The organism is Streptomyces sp. NPDC096132 (assembly GCF_044763345.1).
GTDB lineage: Bacteria > Actinomycetota > Actinomycetes > Streptomycetales > Streptomycetaceae > Streptomyces.
This window is the reverse complement of record NZ_JBIWGA010000036.1, coordinates 21,050-37,395: the sequence shown is the minus strand read 5'-3', so window position 1 is coordinate 37,395 and position 16,346 is coordinate 21,050. Positions and strand designations below refer to the sequence as shown.

Here is a 16,346-nt window from a genome sequence, read left to right as displayed (position 1 = left end):
GCCGACGAACACTCGCAGCGCCTCCATCTGTGGCGGCAGGAGATCCCCCACCGCTCGCCCGCCGCTTCCGTAGGGTCATGGGGGGCCACTGGCGGGGCGGATGGCCCGGAGGCTGCGGTCGGCCCCGGCGTCAACGCCACCCCGCATGGGCCAGGAAGATCGGGACGGGGTGCACGGCCGGATGATGCGCGCCATGATCGACGCGTCCGGGACCGGCGGCGTCGGCGCCACCGACGGCATCGCCGGGGCCCGCCATGTTCCTGCTCGGCCTTGGTGCCTCCTTCGTCACCGGCACCGACCTGCTCGTGGACGGCGGTGTGGTCGCGGCCGTGCGTTCCGGCTGCCTCGCCGGGGACGCCTGACGGGCGGCGGGAGATCGAAGCCCGGCCTGTGCGAGTGCGCCATCGAATCGCGCCAGGCTTCGGATCCCGTGCGTGAGTTCGTCACCGCCGTGATCGGCCGGGGACGCATCGGAGCGAGGGGGTGAACGACATCCCGCGGGGCGGGAGCGTGCGCGCCTCGGCCTTCCGGGTGGGCCTTGTGTGCCGTGAGCTGCGACACCCTCGCCGGCCGGATCTCCGCGCGGCGGCCGCGGACCCATCGGTCAGGCACCAGGATGCCTGCCCGCCCGCACCGGGTTCTGCCTTGCCCCCTCAAGCTACTACCTGTAAGTTACGAATGGTAATAACGTGGGAGTCCGGAGCGAGAGGGGCGTACATGCCAGGGGCCGGCTCGGAGAGTCCCGTGAAGCGGCAGCGGGTGTCGGCCGCGACGCGGAAGGAGTTGCTGCTTCAGACCGCGCTGCGGATGGCGCGGGGGGAGGGGGCCGGTTCCCTGACGCTGGCCCGGCTCGCGGATGCCTGCGGTGTCAGCAAGCCGATCTCCTACCAGCACTTCGGCTCCCTCGCCGGGCTGCTGCGCGCCATGCTCCAGCGTGTCGGAGCCGAGTACGAGGACAGCGTCATGGAAGTGATGGCCGCTTACCGGGAAACCGGGACCGCGGCCGACGGCGCGCTGCGGGCACTGTGCGACACCTACATCGCCTGCACGCTGGAGAACGGAGCCCTCCACGCGGACATCGGCGCCGTTCTTGTTGCTGTGGGCGAGGCGCCCGGTGCCGTGTACGCGGACGACGCCGGACGCTACTGCCCTGTCGTGGCCGAGCTGACCGGGGTCGATCAGCGCACCGCGTACGCCCTGACCGCGGCCTTCCTGGGTGCCGCGGACCGCCTGTGCGAAGCGGTCATGGCCCGTCGTCTGCGCCGGGACGAGGCCGCGGACGTCCTGATGCGGCTGTTTGCGACACCGGCCCGCTGAGACTGCCCGACCGCCGAACGGAGAACTCCGCATGGAAGCGGTGCTGATCAACCCCACCAAGCAGGGTGCCGACAAGTTCCACATCGCAACGGTGCCCACCCCTCAACCGGCCGCGGGAGAGGTGCTCGTCGAGGTCAAGGCCGTAGCGCTCAGTGCCTGGGAGAAGCACTTCGCCCAGGACGACGATCCCCGCTCCCTGGCCCGCAGAACGAGGAGGAGAAACGTCAACCTCGGCCTGCAGTTCTCCGGTGTCGTGCGCTCGGACGGCCGGCGCTTCGCACCAGGGCAGCGGGTCATGGGCGGCCCTCATCTGACGAAGGGTGAGAAGGCTCTGGCTCAGTACGTGGCCATCCGTGAGGAGTACCTCGCCGAACTCCCCGACATTCTCGGCTTTCCGGAGGCCGCGGCCCTTCCTGTCGGTGCGGAGACCGCGCTGACCGGCCTGGACAAGGCCGCACCGCAGCCCGGGGACAGTGTTCTTGTCGTCGGCGCGAGCGGCGGTGTGGGCGTGTACGCCGTGCAGATCGCCGCCGCTTGCGGCGCCGACGTCACCGCGATCGGCGGCCGGAACTCCGTTGCGCGCCTGAAGGAACTCGGCGCGACGACCGCACACTCCTACCGCGGCACAGCCTTCGGCGACCTGACCGGAACCTACGACTGCGTCTTCGACCTCTCCGGCCGGCTGCGCTTCGGCCAGGTGACGAGGAAGCTGTCCCGGACGGGGGTCTTCGTCAATGTCAATCCGCAAAAGGACCTCGTGGGCATGGCTGCGTCGCTGTTCAGCAGGAGGAAGGCGCCGTTCGTCTACGTCCCGCACTCCTCGGCCGCGGCACAGACCCGCGTCCTGGACATGGTGGTCCGTGGTGAGATCGCGCCCGTCGTGGAAGCGGTCCATGAGATCGGCCGGTTCCGCACGGCCTTCACCGACCTGATCCGCAACGAGCGGTTCGGCAAGATCGTCATCTCCTACTGAGGGCGTCCGCTCTCCCGTGAACGGTGCGAGGCGTTCCTGGCCGAGGCCTGTGCGGCCGCGCTGGCGGTGGAGGCCGGGGAGGGGAGGGCCCCGCTGCCGCTTGTCCCTGATGATCGGCCGATTGGCACGCGGCGTCCGTTACGTCTGCGCCGAGGGCCCGGTCACACAGACGGTCCCCGCGACCCTCAACCGGCTCCGCGAGGTCGCCGGCCCTTATCTGTCGGCCGAACGGGTCGACGAGTACATCCCGCATGCGTCCCGAGCGGTGGGTGGCGTCCGACCTGTGCACGATATGAGACCGCTCCACTCATGATCGAGCCCCTTCCCGGCCGCCGGCGTACTCCCGTGTTCGAGAATCGGCATCAGCTCCAGATGCTCGCCGGGCCGCCGACGGCGGTCATGTTCCCGGCCGCCGGCGTACTCCCGTGTTCGAGAATCGGCATCAGCTCCAGATGCTCGCCGGGCGGTCGACGGCGGTCATGATGTCGAACTGCTCCCTCAGTCGGCGCGCGCAATGCGCCGCAGCGGGCTCACCCTGGAAACGCTCCGCCCCCTCGCCCAGCGGGTGCTGAGCCACCGGTGCCCCTGAGCCGGTGCCACGCGTTCGGCCGACGCTGTCAGGCGGGGCCGGTGTCCCGCCCCGGGAAGCCCGCCTGCCCGAACGCGCCCTCGGATCAGTGCGGGCCCGGCTGGCAGCCGACGCCCCGGCAGCCCTGTATGCGGGGCTGCTGGAGCACGACCCGCGCCGGGTCATCGTCGCCGACGCCCGCCGTCACGGCGTGCCCGTGCTGCCCGTCGACGTCAATCACTCCCGGCCCCGGCACAGCGTGGAGGAGACGGAGCAGGGCTTCGGCGTGCGGCTGGCCCTGTTGACGGTCAAGGGCATCAGCGGGGGCGAGGTCGACCGTCTCACGGCTGGCCGGTCCTGCACCGGGCTGCAGGATTTGTGGCTGCGCGCTCGCCCCTTGCTGCCGATCGCACAGCGGCTGATCCGCGGGGAGCCCTCGGTGAGCTCGCTTGAGACCTGATCCGCCGCGACCTGCTGCTGCAGGCCACCGAGTTGCACCGGCACTCGCGCACCCGCACGGGCAGCGACGGGCAGCGACGGGCAGCGACGGGCAGCTCCCACTTGGCGGCGAGCTCGTCACCGCGACACCTGCCGGGCTGCCCGAGATGACCGGCCGCGAGAAGGTCAGTGCCGAGTTCGGGACGTTGTCCATCGACGTCGCCCATCACCTGATGGAGCACCGCTGCCGGCTGCTTGCGCGAGTTCGGCGCCACCGCATGCCGCCCGTATGCGCGGCATGATTCCCGGGCAGAAGGTATTCGTCGCCGGGGTGCGGGCCTGCACCCGGCCCCCTCCCGTCCCGTCCGGCAAACGGGTCATCTTCGTCTCCTTCGAGGACGGCTCCGGCTTGGTGGGCGGCATCGCCTTCTTCGAAGACTCCCACGAGACGTGCGCGCACACCGTCTTCCACTGCGGCCTGTTCCTGGTGCGCGGCATGGTCGATGCCCGCGGGCCGGCGCCGTACGGTCGTCGGCGAGATGGTGCGGGATCTGGATGACGTCGCCGCCGCCCGCCGCGACCACGGCCCCCGGGCCGTCCTCGGCCTGCTCGGCAGCCCCGCGCCTGCGCCCTTCCCGGTCCCAGCGGCCGTACTGCGGCGGACCCTCGCGGACGGCATTGCCGGGGCCCGCCTGCGCCTCTATGCCGACCGGATCCAACGGGTTTTGTGATTCTCGTAGGGCCCATGGCTCGAACCCGATACAGAAGGCTCGGCGGCGAACAGCTTGGAGTGGAACGCGATCGAGGCTTCGGGGTCGGCGACGTGCAGGGCGGGCTGGACACGGGACCTGGCAGGCTACTTCGACCAGGCCCACTTCGGCCGCGAGTTCCGGGCGTTTCCCGGGCTCAGGCCGGCCCGGTGCGTCGAAGTCCGGAGGCGGTTCCTGGGCGGACATCGCGGCAGCGTGCTGGACGGCCAGCTGCTGCTGGCCGGTTGTTTTCTTACAGGAGCGACGGCTTGCGGCATGCTGGTTTGGGGCATCCCGTAGCAGAGGAGGGTCGCGTGGGCAGGGTGGTCATGTACGGCTCGGTGTCGGTGGACGGCTTCGTCGCGGACGGGAATGACCGGCCCGGACCGCTGTTCGACTGGTTGTCCGGCGGTGACGTCCCGTTGGACGAGAGCGGCGAGGTGAAGGTGTCGCAGACGTCCTACGACTACATCCGGCCGTACTGGGACCAGATCGCAGTCACGATCGTCGGCCGCCGCGTTTTCGATCTGACGGACGGCTGGGACGGGAAGCCTCCGGGCGGTGTCGGCCACGTGGTCGTCGTGTCGCACCGGCCCATGCCCGGGGGCTGGGACCCCGGGGCGCCGTTTCATTTCGTCGACGGCGTCGAGGCAGCCGTGGCCGGGGCGCAGGAGCTTGCGGGTGACCGCATGGTCGAGGTCGCCGCCGGCGACGTCGGTGGCCAGGTGCTTGCCGCGGGCCTGATCGACGAGGTGCGCATGGACGTCGTACCCGTTGTGTTCGGGTCCGGCAAGCGCTACTTCGGGTCGGTCCGTGCGCAGCACCTGTTGGAGGATCCTGACGTGGTGATTCAGGGCGACCGGGTGCTTCATCTGCGTTATCGGGTGCGCCGTTGACCGGCGACGCGGGCAACCCCGCCCTGTCCGCCCGCATCGGTCGCCGCACCCTCGCCGCCGGCCTGCTGCGCGCCGGCCTGCTGCGCGCCGGCCTGCTGCGCGCCGGCCTGCTGCGCGCCGGCGCGGGCAGCGTCTTCGTCGCCGGAGTGCTCGGCCACGTCCGCCTCGACACCACCCGCGGGTACACCCTGCCCGTCCACGCCGGCCTCGAAGACGCCGTCGGACGCCTCCCCGCCGATCGATAGGGCACCGCCGGCCCGGGCGAACTCGAACGGGTGACCTGGTTGCACGAGCCTTACCGCCACCCCGACACCCCGACGCCGAGCACGGGACCCCAGCATGGCCCGGTCCGGAGAGCTGGCCGGCCCGAACGTGATGACACCGGTCCGGATCGCGCGTGCCGTGGCCGCCCACTCGCGTTCCATCCTGCCCTGCCCTGCCCTGCCCGGTGTTCTTTCATGAGACATCGCAGGTCAGCGGCCCGCACCTCGCGCACGAGCCCGAAGGCCACGGACTTGCACGGGCCCCCCGGGGGGTGAGGTTTACGGCGGGTGGCGCGGGGCTGGATGCATCGGTACGTCTGCTGTGCGAGGAGACTGGGTGGTGGGGTTTCCGTTGCGTGTTTCCCCGAGCCGGGACGGGAGCCCGCGGGCCTGCCCGGCCCGGGGCGGGAATGCCCGCGGTGCGGGGTCGGTTGCAGAGGGCGTGGAAGTGAAGGGGACAGTGTCCCCGGGCCTCACCTGTTGCCTGCGGGGACGATCGTTCGGCTGAAGCCCTGCAGAGCCCTTCGCCGCGTAGGCGACCGCTCCTTGACGACCACACTTTTCGTGTGCGGCCCCGGCCGGCGCCCTCGCCGGCCGGGGCCGCACGCGTTGTCCTGTAGTGACCTGTCGGCGGCCGCACGCGTTGTCTTGTTCATGGACGGCTATGAGCACCTGGACCCTCGATGAGATCGGCTTCGCTCCCGCGGGGCACGACACCGAGCGGCTGCGGCTGCTGACACTGGACGAGAGGTACGAACTGTTCAGGGTGCTGCGTACGGTCGCGGAGGAGGGCGGGCCGGTTGCACAGGAGGCGTCACCGGCTGGTGCGGGAGATCGGCGCGCGGGTCCCGGCGGAGAGCCGGCCCGGCGGCGGAGCCGTGGGCGTGCCCGAGCAGGTGTGGGGACGGTGGGGCGGGGGAGTCGGCGGGAAGGGCCGGGTCCGGCAGCGTTCCCCGCGGGGGCCGCTCCGGTCCAGGCTTGTCTGGTTCAGCCCACGAGCCGGGGAGGCCGCCTCGCCCCGTGGGTGTCAGAAGCTGCCTTGTCCGCAGATGCGGCGGGCGACCTGGCGGAGCTTGATGTTCTTTTCCTGGGAGGAGCGGCGTAGTACGTCGAAGGCCTGCTCCTCGGTGAGCTGGCGGGCGCCCCTCAGGATGCCCGTGGCCTCGCCGATGACGTGGCGGGTGGCTGCGGCCTGTTCCGTCGGGGCGTGGGTGCGGGCGCTGGAGAAGGCGACCGGCCACGCCCGTTCCTCCACGGGCCAGGACTGCTCCCACCAGGAGTTGGTGACAGCGCGTGCGACGTGGAAGGCCTGCGCTCCGGTGGGGGAGCGGTGCAGCAGCCGGACATGCCGCCGCTGGGCCTTGATCACCTCCGGGCACCTGCCAAGCGGCACGGGCAGGCCGCCGGCGTGGGGCAGGTACCGGAGCCAGTACTGGTGGCGTGCGCACACGCGAGCCTCTGCTGCCAGGTACCGGCGTGCGGGCACGTGGCGTCCGGTGCGGGCGGCGGCGCATGCGGGGCAGGCCGGCCCCCAGGCGGACACGGCCTCCTCACCGCGCATCAGGCGCCCGACCGGGCCGGCCCCGTACTTGCCGCACGGCTCTTCCCGTGTCCAGGCGGGCAGGGCACGCTCGAGCACCTGCGGTGGAACGCGGCAGAGCATGTGAACGCGGGCGCGGGCCTGGGCGTTGAGGTGGATTTCGCCGTCCGGGTACAGCATCCCGGTGAGGTTCTGCAGGCCGCCGAGGTCGGTGACGGCGGCGAGCAGGTCGCGGATGGTGAGCTGGTAGCGGGCGGCGAGCCTGGTCAGGAACGACAGCGTCAGTTCTCCCTGCAGCGGAGCCACCCGTCCTGCCGCGCCGCCGCCGATGGCAGGCACAACCGAGCCGGATGCCGGCTTGAGTCCGGCCCGCCCGGCCCGGCCGTTGCCGCATCCCATTCCGCCCTCCGCACACAGAACCAAACGGCTTATCGGCCCATCCGGTAATGGGCGTGCACGGCCCATCCGCGAATAGCGTCCAGCGCCCCGCTGGTGCTGTCGGCGACGCCCCGACAGCGGACGAACGTCAGCTGCGCCCGGACTGTTCTGCAGCCCAGGTGTAGCCCAGCTCGGCGAAGGCTGCTCGCTGCTCCGAGTCCAGACGGTCACGCCTGGCCTTCTGGTTACTCAGAAACACACCCAGCCTGATTGCCGAACCGTCCGGCAGCTCCTCAATGTGTGCCCTTCCCACGACGGTTCTGCCTTCCCGCTGGATGTACTGGGTGAGGGCCGCCAGACCGCGTTGGAAGGCTGATGCCTTCTCGGTGCCCTTGGCCGCCGGGGCGGGGCGTTCGGCGGGTTTCACGCCCAGCGCTGTGAGCCGCTGCTGCTGTTCTTCGGAGAGCTCCGCCCAGCTGCGGCGTTGTCGCTGGAGCCACTTACCGAGGTCGTCTCCTTCGAAGAGCACGCCGGGGGCGATGTGGGGGAGGCGGCCGTCGGGTTCGTCGGCGGCGAGGTCGGCGAGCACTTTGTAGTGACGTCGCCAGTCCAGCGGCCAGGGGCAGTTCCAGGCCGGGTCGATTTGGGCGAGCTGTGCGGCGCGGGCTGTTGCGCGCTGCGGGTTTTTGCCGAGGCCGTCCTTGCGGCGGAGGTTGGCCATGTGTTCCCCGACTGGGACCAGTTCGCTGTCGGCGTCGCCCCATACGGCGTCGCGTCTGGGGGCGAGGTGGCCGTGGGCGCGGTGGAAGGAGCGGAGCACGGCGAGTTTGTTCTCCCAGGCTTCGTCGCCGGGTTCCCACACCATCCCGGCCTCGTCGAGCAGCATCTTGCGGTGCTGGTCGAGTTCGCCCGCACGGTACACGCGCCGCTGCTGGTGGACCCACCTCCCAAGCGGAAAAGCCTTCGTCACCCCAACCTCGGTCTCAACGTCGTAGGGGACGGCGTACAGGCCGTTGATGTGGTTGTCCTTCCGCCACCGAAGCAGGGCCTGGTAGCCCTCCAGCCAGACCAGGGACTCGGGCCGGTACACCCGGGTGCGCAGGAACGCTGCGATCGTCGCCGCGTCTCTCGGAGTGGAGAAGTGCAGCAGCGCTGACTCAGCCGAGCCCTCGGTCGCGTCCTGCCCGCCCCCGCCTTCGACTGTGGTGCCGATGATGCGCCCGTCCTCGTCCCGCTTCACGTGCACGTGCCGCTGCCCGCTGGTCAGCGCCCGGCTGGCGAGCTGTTCGACGAGGCGTTCGGAGTGTGAGCGCAGGCCTTGAAGGACGGCTACGAGGGGGCGGAACGAGGCAGAGGCAACCATATCGGCGGGGTCCTCGCCGGGCTCCAGGAAGACCGGCACGATGATGCGGGCGACCTTGGTGGAGCCGTCGCGGTTCAACCTGAGCGCGCGGCCGATGTTCTGCACGATCTCCACCTGGGAGCCGCGGGTGTCGGCGAAGCACACCGCCTCAACGCCCCGCTCACCGACGATGTCGATTATCTGGAGGTGCTGGCAGTGTGAGGCACGTTTGCTTGGGGGCTGTGTGCTGGCTCACGCACTTCTATCTGGAAGCAGAACCATTGCGGCGGATGGTGTCGGCCTGCTGGTGGTGGCCGAGCAGGTCGAGGATGTCTGCCTGGAGTCCCAGTGCCATGCGGACGTGGGCACCGAGGACGGGCGACGCTTCGGCGCCCAGATCGCAGTAGATCGCAACGCCCTCTTCCACCATGGTCAGCGCTGTGGTGAGGTCGTGTTGTCCGTTGCGCCGGACCCAGGCGGCCAGGCACAGCGTGCGGGCGAGTTCCGGCGTGTTGACCGTTGGGTCGGCTTGCACGAATTGCCGTTGGATCTCCACCGCCTGAGCGGAGATCTCTGCTGCGGCCGCGTGCTGCTCATCCCCTGAGTAGGCGCTGGCCAGGCTGGCTAGCGCCTTGGCCAGATGGTGGTGATCCTTGGCTTTCTGGAAGATATCTGCTGCCTGGCGGTGGCCCTCGATGGCCTCGGAGAATTGCTCCATCTGCTGCAGGGCATCGCCGCGGTTGTGCAGGGCCAGGGCCTCGCCGTGCCGGTCGCGCATCTCGCGGAGACGGGGGATGGCTTCCCCGTACAGGGCGATGGCTTCGTCGAACTGCCCGGCTTCCCGTAGGGCGGCACCGAGGTTGACCAAGGCCATGGCCTCGCCGCGTTGGTCGCCGGTGGTCCGCATGATGCTTAGAGCCTGGCGCAGGGCGGGGATGGCTTCGCCAGGCTGGTGCATTTCCCGCCAGGTCGAGCCGAGATTGTTCAGAGCCCGAGCCTGGCCACCGAGATCCTGAAGGTCCTGGAAGATGGCCGCAGCTTCGGCGTGGGCGTCGATGCTTTCGTCGTACTGCCGCATCTCGCGCCGGGTGACCCCGAGCGCATCCAGCGCTATGGCCCCGGCGTGCCGGTCACCGGCCTCGGCGAAGGCATCAGCAGCCGTCTGTAGGAGCAGGACCGCTGCGTCGAACTGTCGCAGCTCCCGTTGGGCGATGCCGAGGTTGGTCATGGCCCGGGCTGCACTTTGCTGATCGCCGGCCTGTTGGAGGATGGCCAGCGCCGTGGCGGTGACAGCGGTCCAGTCGGCAAAGCACCGGCGCTGCTCGAGGAACGCGGCCAGGCTGAAGGCGAGGCTGGCCGCTGTGGCGGCGGCCCCGGTCTCGTGAGCGGTGGTGACAGTGCCGACCAGGTTGGCCCGTTCGTTCTCCAGCCACTCCAGCGCCGTCTCGCGGTTGGTGAAGAGCGAGGAAGGCGGACTGTCCGCATCGGGGGCGAGGTGCGAGCTGGCGGCGGATGCCATGGTTCGGTAGCGCTCAAGAAGCCGGGAGCAGGCCGCTATGGCGTAGCTGGTGGTGTGCTTATTGATCTTGATTGTGGCCTGCTGTTGTTCAGTTGTACTGGGTGGTAGTTCTGGTCAGTCGGTGAGGCTTACGCGGAACCGAGTGTCCGGCGCTGAGGGGTACGTGGGTTGAGCTGGTTGTTTGGTGTTGCTCAGTGTGCTGAGCGGGGTGGTGGTTTTTGCTCAGTGCGGTTGGCGCGTTTGTAGGTAGCGGTGCTGGTCGGCTGTGCGAGGGCTGGGGGTGTGTGGGGTGGGGTGGTTCAGCGGGTGGTGAGGCGTTGCCAGAGCAGGTCGTGGTCGGCGGGTGCGAGGCGGGTCAGGTGGAGGCGGCCGGCGAGGTCGTGGAGGGAGGCGGTCTGCTGGGTGCGTGTCAGGGGGCGCGGGGGGAGGCGGTCGAGGGCGGTGGCGAGGGTGAGGGTTTCGGGGTAGGTGATCAGGTTCCGGCAGGTCAGGGTGGGGGAGGCCGGGCTGTGGGTGAGGTGGGGGTTGGCGGCGGTGAGCTGGGTGAGGCGTGTGCGCCAGCGCTGGTGCAGGTGTTGATGGTGGTCGTACCAGCGGGTGGTGATCGTGGTGGCCCAGCTCAGGGAGGCCGCGGTGGGCGGTCGGCGGGTGGGCCTGGCGTGGGTGAGTTCGGGCAGGGCGCGGATGTCGAGGGGGGTGCGCTGTCGGGGGTCGCTGGAGGCTTGCTGGTGGCGGGTGCAGATCAGGGCCCGGGGCAGGTCGGGCGGCGGGTGGATCCACGCGGGGGCGGCGTGGTGGGGCGGGCGGCGGAGGGTGCAGGTGGTGCAGGCCGGCAGTGGTTGCACGGCGGGGGCGAGTGGCTGCCAGCGGGCGGTGGCGATGGGGGTGGTGGCGATGGATGCGGGCGGGGGCCGGCGGGTCAGCGCGCGGTCGAGGTGGGCGGGCGGGATGCGGGTGAAGGCGGCCAGGCGGCGGGCGGCTTCGCAGCTGAGGTGGAGTTCGGTGGTGGGTGGGGCGGCGGGGGTGCCGGTGGCGTTGATGTGCAGGCCGTCGAGGAGGTGGGCGGTGGAGAGGCGGTAGGCGGCGGCGAGGCGGGTGAGGTAGGAGGCTGCGCTTTCGCGGGGCAGCGGCCGCACGTGCAGCGCACCGGGCGGGCTGGGCCACATCGTGGCCGTTCGCACCGCGGGCGCGGGGCGGGCCTGGGTGGGGGTGGTCACCGGCCGGGGCGGGTGCGGCGGGCGGGGGTGCGGGGCCGGTAGTGCTCTTCGGCGAGGTGGTCCAGTGCGATGGTGTCCAGCAGCGTTCTGGTGATGCGCTCGGTGCCGTCAAGGATGGCTTCGATGGCGGCCTGGCGGATCAGGCGTGAGAGGCTGCCGATGCGTCCGGCGGTCCGTTCGTGCAGGTAAGGCGCGAGCCGGGGCAGGCTGCCGGTGCGGTGTGCGGTGAGGTCGAGGGCCGCTTCCAGGGCGGCGATCAGCTCGCGGAACGGCTCGCGGTGGCCGGTCCGGGCGGGCAGTGCGCCGCAGTCGATCAGCGAGGCGCGTCCGGCCAGCTGTGCGCCGCGCAGCCCAGTGAAAACGGCGCTGGCGGTGACGTCGATGCCCGCGTAGACGAAGGTGGCGGGCACCCGTTCGGTGAGGTCCTTGAGCCAGTCGGCGGCCTCCGCGCCGGAGGTGGTGCGGGGATTGAGCCGGTGGATCTCGTCGATCAGCACGAGCCTGACGCCAGCCGTGGTGTAGGTGTGGCAGACGGCGGTCGTGATCTGCGCGGTGGTCATGCGGCTGGCCACGGGGATGCCGAGGTAGCGGGCGAACTCGGCGGCCAGGGTCTTGGCGGTGGCGCCGGGCGGCACCAGCACGTAGGCGACGGGCACGCTGGTGTCGCCCGGGGAGGCGCGGCGGGTGTGGGCGAGGTGGCAGGTACGGCCGACCTGGAGCAGCGCGGTGGTCTTGCCGGTGGTGGCCGGACCGGTGACGATCAGCGACGGCCGTGCGGTGGCCTGCTGGTGGCGGCCCAGGATCATCAGGGTGCGGACCTGGCGGGCCAGGGATTCGATGGCCGGGGTGCGCACGGTGACGAACTGCGAGTGGTAGGCCAGGCGTTCCTCCAGCGTACGCGGTGCCTGGCCCGGCTGCGGCGGCGTCGGGGGCGCGGCGTGGGCGAAGCGGGCGAAGGCGTCGAACGTCGTCACCGTGCCCGCGGCCGCCTCCCCGTCGTCCGCGGGCGAGGGGCGGGCAGGGGTCACCACAGTTCGGCCTCCTGGTCGGCGTCGTACAGCGCCAGGGCGCCACTCTGCGGCAGCGGATGCGTGCCGGAGTCGTCGGCGCCGGCGCCGGCGCTGTCGCCGTCTCGGACTCCGGCGCGGGCCCGGGCTTGGAGTTCAGCGAGGCTGTCTTCAGCCTCAGCCTCAGCCGTGGTCGCGGCCTGGGCCGTGTTGCGGTGCGGCGCTGCCCGGACGCCCGCCGCCTGGGGTGTCGTCGTTTCGGTGGGCGTGCCCGGAGTCGCGGCAGGCCGGACCTGGCGCAGGATCTGGTCGGCTGTCTCGGCCAGGGCGGTTTCGTGTGCCTCGCGTTCGGTGCGCTTCTCAAGGGTGCTGCGCAGGTGGCGCCAGGTGGTCTCGCTCATGGGTGCGTGGACGTGGTCGCGGTGGATCCACGGGATCTCGTGCAGCTGCCCGTCGGGCAGACGGAGGTAGATCTGCCGCACGTCGTGCGGGTTGAGGTGGACCTCCCACTTGCCACCGGGTCCGGTGGGCGAGGGCCGTCCGCGGTGCTCGTTGAGCGCCGTGTGGTCGTAGGTTCGGTAGTTGATGCGGATGCCGCGGCCGGTGATCGGGTGGAAGCGCACCGGCAGCAGTTCGGTGTAGTCGGCTCCGGTCAGGGGCAGCGGCACGTAGCCGCACGCGCCCAGCAGTACGCCCCACATCTCGCCCGGGGCCAGGGCCTTCTTGGGCAGGAGGGGGTGGCGCAGTCCGTCGTGGGGGCGGTGCTGCCAGCACGCGGTGATCCACTCGTCCAGCAGTTCCTGCAACTGGGCCACGGTGAAGCGGGCTTCGCCCTGAACCGTCTCGCCGCGTTCGAGAACGTGGGAGCCGGTGTAGCCGGCGACGTGCTGCGCGAAAAGGCTGTTGATGCTGCCGAAGGTCCGTTCCACGGCGCCCTTGGCGGTGGGGGAGCGGGGCGGGGCGGGCTGCACGCTCACCCCGAGGGATTCGCAGGCGGCCAGGAACGCGGCGGAGAGGAACACCCGCCCGCGGTCGATGACGATCGTTTCGGGCACCACCACCGGCCTTGCTGCGGCCTGCTCAAGGCGCGCGTCCAGGGCGAGGAGGCGGTCGTAGGGGACGGCGGCGTGGGCCAGGCGCAGATGTTCGGGCCAGCCGGGCCGCACCGGGTGGGGCACGGCCATCTCCGCCAGCAGCAGGGCCGCGTCCACCGCCTGGGTGCTTTCCTCGCGCAGCACGGCCGCCACCACCGACTTCGTCGCCACATCCAGAGCGATCGTGAGTTCCGGGCGCACCGGCTTGCCGTCCTCGCCCACAGCCATGATGTCCAGCCGGGTGGTGTCGACCTGCACCAGCTCGCCCGGCCGCAGTGCCACCGTCGGCGTGAAGGGACGCACCGGCACGGTGGTGGCGGTGCGGGCGGGGCGCCCCGGGTGTTCCAGCGGGTCGGCCAGGACCCGTACCAGACGGTTGAACGTCGACGGCGCCGGCAGCTCCACCACGCCCGGCCCGTGGGCATCGGCCAGGATCTGCCCGGTCACCTCCCGCAGCCCCTTCAGCGTGCCCGTGGAGCGGCCGCGCTGGCGGCGCAGCGCCTCCAGGACCGCGGCCACCACCCGCTCATCCGCACGCCCGGTCGCGCTCGACGGCTTGCGCTGCCGGATCAGGCCCATGACGCCGCCCGTGTGGTAGCGGGCGCGCATGCGGCGCACGGTGGCCCGGCTGGCCCGCGGCCAGCCCAGCTGCGCGAGTTCGTCGGCCTTGGCCTGCTCCCGCTCGGCCATCGAGGTGCGCTGCGGGTCGTACTCGGGCCGGGGGACGCCGGTGCTGCCGGGCCCGTCGGGCAGCCCGGTCTCGATCTCGCGGATGTGCCGCTGCCAGGCCATCGCCCGTTCCCGCTCCCGTTCGGGCACTGCCTCCAAAAGGCCCCACGGCGCTGCGGCGGGAACGGGACAGTCCACCACCGCGAAGGTTCGGTCGGCGAACAGGAACGAGGACAAGACCGAGGCGGTCTGCCCGCGGGTGTCGACGAGGCGTACCGAGGCTCCGGCCACGGCGGCCACCTGCCAGGGTCGGCCTTCGAATGTCACATACGCCCCGAGTTTGACCTGCCAGCGCCGGGCGGCGGCCGCGGCGCGGACCGGGCGGCCGGGGGTGCTCACCACTGTCCGGCCTCCGCCTCGGCGTCATACACCTCGAACCCGCCCGGCTCCACGGCCGTGCCGCGGGCGCCGCCGGTGTCGGGCACCGCGCCGCCACCGGTCCCGCCCCGGGCAGCCGCCTCCCCGGGCTGCGCCGCGGTGAGGGCGGGGCCGGTCCGGTCGCCGCCCGGCCGCGCACCGCCGTCGGCACCCACATCCGCACCCGCGCCGGTACCGGCGGCGCGGTGTGCGAGGACGGCGCCGGTGCGGCGCCGCAGCAGTTCGTCGAAGGGCCGCCAGGCATGCTCGCCCTGCGCCCACGGCACCGCGTGGAGCTGGCCGTCGGGCAGCCGGACGAAGACCTGCCGCGGATCGTGGGGGTGATGGTGGACCTCGAACCGGTCCTTGCGGCCGCGGTGTTCGTCCAGGCACGCATCGTCGTAGCGGCGCCCGCCCAGCAGAATGCCGGATTCGGTCACCGCGCACCGGCGGGCCGGCAGCAGTTCGCCGTACGCCTGCCCGGCCAGCGGCAGCGGCATCCTCCCGGCCGCGCCCAGCAGCACCTGCCACATCTCCTGCGGGGAGAGCCCCGCCCGGGGCAGCAGCGGATGCCGCAGCTGCTCCTGGGGGCGCTGGTGCCACACGGCGAGGATCCATTCGTCCAGCAGGTCCTGCAGCTGCGGCATGCTCCAGTACGCCCCGTCCGCCCCGTCCGCCCGGTTCTCGCCCGCGGCGGCGGGCGGCCGGGCCGCCACCGCGTGCCGAGAGAACAGGCCGGCGAGCTCCTGAAGCGTGCGCAGCGCACCTCGGCGGGCGTCCGCCGTCCTCGGCGGGGCCGGCTCCAGGCTGATGCCGAGGCTCTCGCACACGGTCAGGTGCGCCGAGGTGACGCCGGCCGTTCCGTGGCCGAGGACGAGTGTCTCGGGCACGGCCGCCGGACGCGACGCGGTGGCCTCGATCCGAGCGGGCAAGGACATCAGCCGCCGCACCGGCCCGCCCGCGTGGGCCTGCTCCAGCAGGGCGGGCCAGCCCGGACGCAGCGGCCGGGGCACGGCCATCTCGGCCAGCAGCACCGACAGTTGGGCGGCCCCGTCCTGCTCCGGGTGCAGCACAGCGGCCAGCACGCAGCCGCTCGCCTCATCCAGCGCGGCCGTCACCGCCACCTTCACCCCGGTCCCGTCCTCGCCCACCACGCCGGCCGGCAGGCGGGCGGTGGCCACCTGCACCCGCTCCGCGGGCCGCAGCGCGGCCGGCGGGCCACCGGCCCGGCCCTCCGCGGTGGCGGTGCGTGCCGGGCTGCCCGGCGGCTCGGCCGGATCCGCCAACGCCTTCACCAGCCGGTACAGCGACGAGCGGGCAGGCAGCCGCACCTGATGCGGCCCGTGGGTGTCCGCCACGATCCGCTCCGTCAGCTCGATGACTTGCCGAGTGGTGGTCTTCCTCCGCCCCCGGCACCGGCGCAGCGCCTCCAGCACGGCGGCCACCACCCGCTCGTCCGTACGCCCGGTGGGCGACGGGCCGCGCAGGTGGCGCTTGTCGACCAGCCCCCACAGCCCCTGCCGGCCGTAGACCAGCCGCATCCGCTGCACCGTGGCCCGGCTGACCCTGGCCCAGCCCAGCCCCGTGAGCTCCTGGGCCTTGGCCGCTTCCCGCTCGGCCAGGGTGAAGGCCTGCGGGTCGTACTGCGGCCTCGGCGTGCCGCTTCCGGGGCCGCCAGGCAGCCCGGTCTCCACCTCGCGGATGTGCCGCAGCCAGGCCAGGGCCCGCTCCTGCGCCGCCAGCGGCACCGCCTCCCACAGCACCGGGGTGACCGGCTGCGCGGCGGGCGCGCCGATCACCGCGAAGCCGGGCGCGGCCACCAGACGGGCAGCCAGCACACAGGCGGTGGCCCCGTCCCCGGCCACCAGATACACCCGCCCGTCGGCCAGGCCGGTCACCTGCCAGGCGCGGTCCTCGAACCGGACCTGCGCGCCCACCTCAACGCACCGCCCACCAGGG

14 protein-coding genes and 1 pseudogene are annotated in these 16,346 nt (G+C 72.1%); 7 read left to right on the top strand and 8 right to left on the bottom strand.

The features are described from left to right. The first annotated feature begins 744 nt into the window (after positions 1-744). Both ACIRF9_RS46030 and ACIRF9_RS46025 read left to right on the top strand, forming a co-directional pair. On the top strand, positions 745-1,317 hold the full coding sequence (locus ACIRF9_RS46030; RefSeq protein WP_403835664.1) for a TetR/AcrR family transcriptional regulator: 573 nt from the start codon (positions 745-747) through the stop codon (positions 1,315-1,317). Positions 1,318-1,348: 31 nt separating this feature from the next. Continuing rightward, positions 1,349-2,290 (top strand): zinc-binding dehydrogenase, encoded by a 942-nt coding sequence (locus tag ACIRF9_RS46025; protein ID WP_403835662.1) that lies wholly within the window; start codon positions 1,349-1,351, stop codon positions 2,288-2,290. Between the two features lie 442 nt (positions 2,291-2,732). Here the strand turns inward: ACIRF9_RS46025 and ACIRF9_RS46020 are convergent, their stop codons facing one another. Beyond that, positions 2,733-2,867 (bottom strand): hypothetical protein, encoded by a 135-nt coding sequence (locus ACIRF9_RS46020; protein ID WP_403835659.1) that lies wholly within the window; start codon positions 2,865-2,867, stop codon positions 2,733-2,735. Between the two features lie 100 nt (positions 2,868-2,967). On the opposite strand from ACIRF9_RS46020, the gene ACIRF9_RS46015 reads away from it, so the two are divergent. The 5 genes from ACIRF9_RS46015 (at position 2,968) to ACIRF9_RS45995 (ending at position 6,309) form a co-directional block, all read left to right on the top strand. Further along, a complete protein-coding gene (locus tag ACIRF9_RS46015) occupies positions 2,968-3,318 on the top strand; it encodes a hypothetical protein (protein ID WP_403835657.1) in 351 nt (116 codons plus the stop codon). A gap of 481 nt (positions 3,319-3,799) precedes the next feature. Continuing rightward, positions 3,800-4,027: a hypothetical protein gene (locus tag ACIRF9_RS46010; protein ID WP_403835654.1), complete on the top strand. Its 228-nt coding sequence runs from the start codon at positions 3,800-3,802 to the stop codon at positions 4,025-4,027. 332 nt (positions 4,028-4,359) lie between these two features. Further along, positions 4,360-4,941 carry a dihydrofolate reductase family protein gene (locus ACIRF9_RS46005; protein ID WP_403835652.1) on the top strand — a complete coding sequence of 194 codons (582 nt, stop codon included), beginning with the start codon at positions 4,360-4,362 and terminating at the stop codon, positions 4,939-4,941. After that, positions 4,938-5,186, top strand: a complete 249-nt coding sequence (locus tag ACIRF9_RS46000) for a hypothetical protein (protein ID WP_403835650.1) — start codon at positions 4,938-4,940, stop codon at positions 5,184-5,186. The genes ACIRF9_RS46005 and ACIRF9_RS46000 overlap by 4 nt, the downstream gene beginning before the upstream one ends. A 682-nt stretch (positions 5,187-5,868) precedes the next feature. After that, entirely contained in the window at positions 5,869-6,309 is a 441-nt protein-coding gene (locus ACIRF9_RS45995) for a DUF6417 family protein (protein ID WP_403835647.1), read from the top strand. Here ACIRF9_RS45995 and ACIRF9_RS45990 read toward each other — a convergent pair. From ACIRF9_RS45990 to ACIRF9_RS45960, 7 genes and pseudogenes are all read right to left on the bottom strand, one after another. After that, positions 6,232-7,050: an ANTAR domain-containing protein gene (locus ACIRF9_RS45990; RefSeq protein WP_403835645.1), complete on the bottom strand. Its 819-nt coding sequence runs from the start codon at positions 7,048-7,050 to the stop codon at positions 6,232-6,234. The two genes, ACIRF9_RS45995 and ACIRF9_RS45990, sit on opposite strands and share 78 nt — an antisense overlap. A 220-nt stretch (positions 7,051-7,270) precedes the next feature. Then, positions 7,271-8,662 (bottom strand): annotated as a pseudogene (locus ACIRF9_RS45985) (Helicase associated domain protein); the annotation flags it as partial. A 64-nt stretch (positions 8,663-8,726) separates the two neighbouring features. After that, positions 8,727-9,983, bottom strand: coding sequence for a tetratricopeptide repeat protein (locus tag ACIRF9_RS45980; RefSeq protein ID WP_403835642.1), 1,257 nt, complete (start codon positions 9,981-9,983; stop codon positions 8,727-8,729). 299 nt (positions 9,984-10,282) lie between these two features. Then, a complete protein-coding gene (locus ACIRF9_RS45975; protein ID WP_403835639.1) occupies positions 10,283-11,200 on the bottom strand; it encodes a TniQ family protein in 918 nt (305 codons plus the stop codon). Continuing rightward, the gene (locus tag ACIRF9_RS45970) at positions 11,197-12,231 is read right to left on the bottom strand and encodes a TniB family NTP-binding protein (RefSeq protein WP_403835637.1); all 1,035 of its coding nucleotides are present in this window, start codon (positions 12,229-12,231) and stop codon (positions 11,197-11,199) included. Before ACIRF9_RS45970 ends, ACIRF9_RS45975 begins: the two co-directional genes overlap by 4 nt. Next, positions 12,225-14,372 carry a transposase gene (locus tag ACIRF9_RS45965; RefSeq protein WP_403835634.1) on the bottom strand — a complete coding sequence of 716 codons (2,148 nt, stop codon included), beginning with the start codon at positions 14,370-14,372 and terminating at the stop codon, positions 12,225-12,227. Before ACIRF9_RS45965 ends, ACIRF9_RS45970 begins: the two co-directional genes overlap by 7 nt. Further along, a complete protein-coding gene (locus ACIRF9_RS45960) occupies positions 14,366-16,324 on the bottom strand; it encodes a Mu transposase C-terminal domain-containing protein (protein WP_403835632.1) in 1,959 nt (652 codons plus the stop codon). Before ACIRF9_RS45960 ends, ACIRF9_RS45965 begins: the two co-directional genes overlap by 7 nt. Between the last annotated feature and the right edge of the window lie 22 nt (positions 16,325-16,346).

Bases quoted from the DNA above. Each gene is read 5' to 3' on its own strand.
- ACIRF9_RS45995 (WP_403835647.1), top strand. From the start codon at position 5,869: ATGAGCACCTGGACCCTCGATGAGATCGGCTTCGCTCCCGCGGGGCAC.
- ACIRF9_RS46025 (WP_403835662.1), top strand. From the start codon at position 1,349: ATGGAAGCGGTGCTGATCAACCCCACCAAGCAGGGTGCCGACAAGTTC.
- ACIRF9_RS45980 (WP_403835642.1), bottom strand. From the start codon at position 9,983: ATGGCATCCGCCGCCAGCTCGCACCTCGCCCCCGATGCGGACAGTCCG.
- ACIRF9_RS46010 (WP_403835654.1), top strand. From the start codon at position 3,800: ATGCCCGCGGGCCGGCGCCGTACGGTCGTCGGCGAGATGGTGCGGGAT.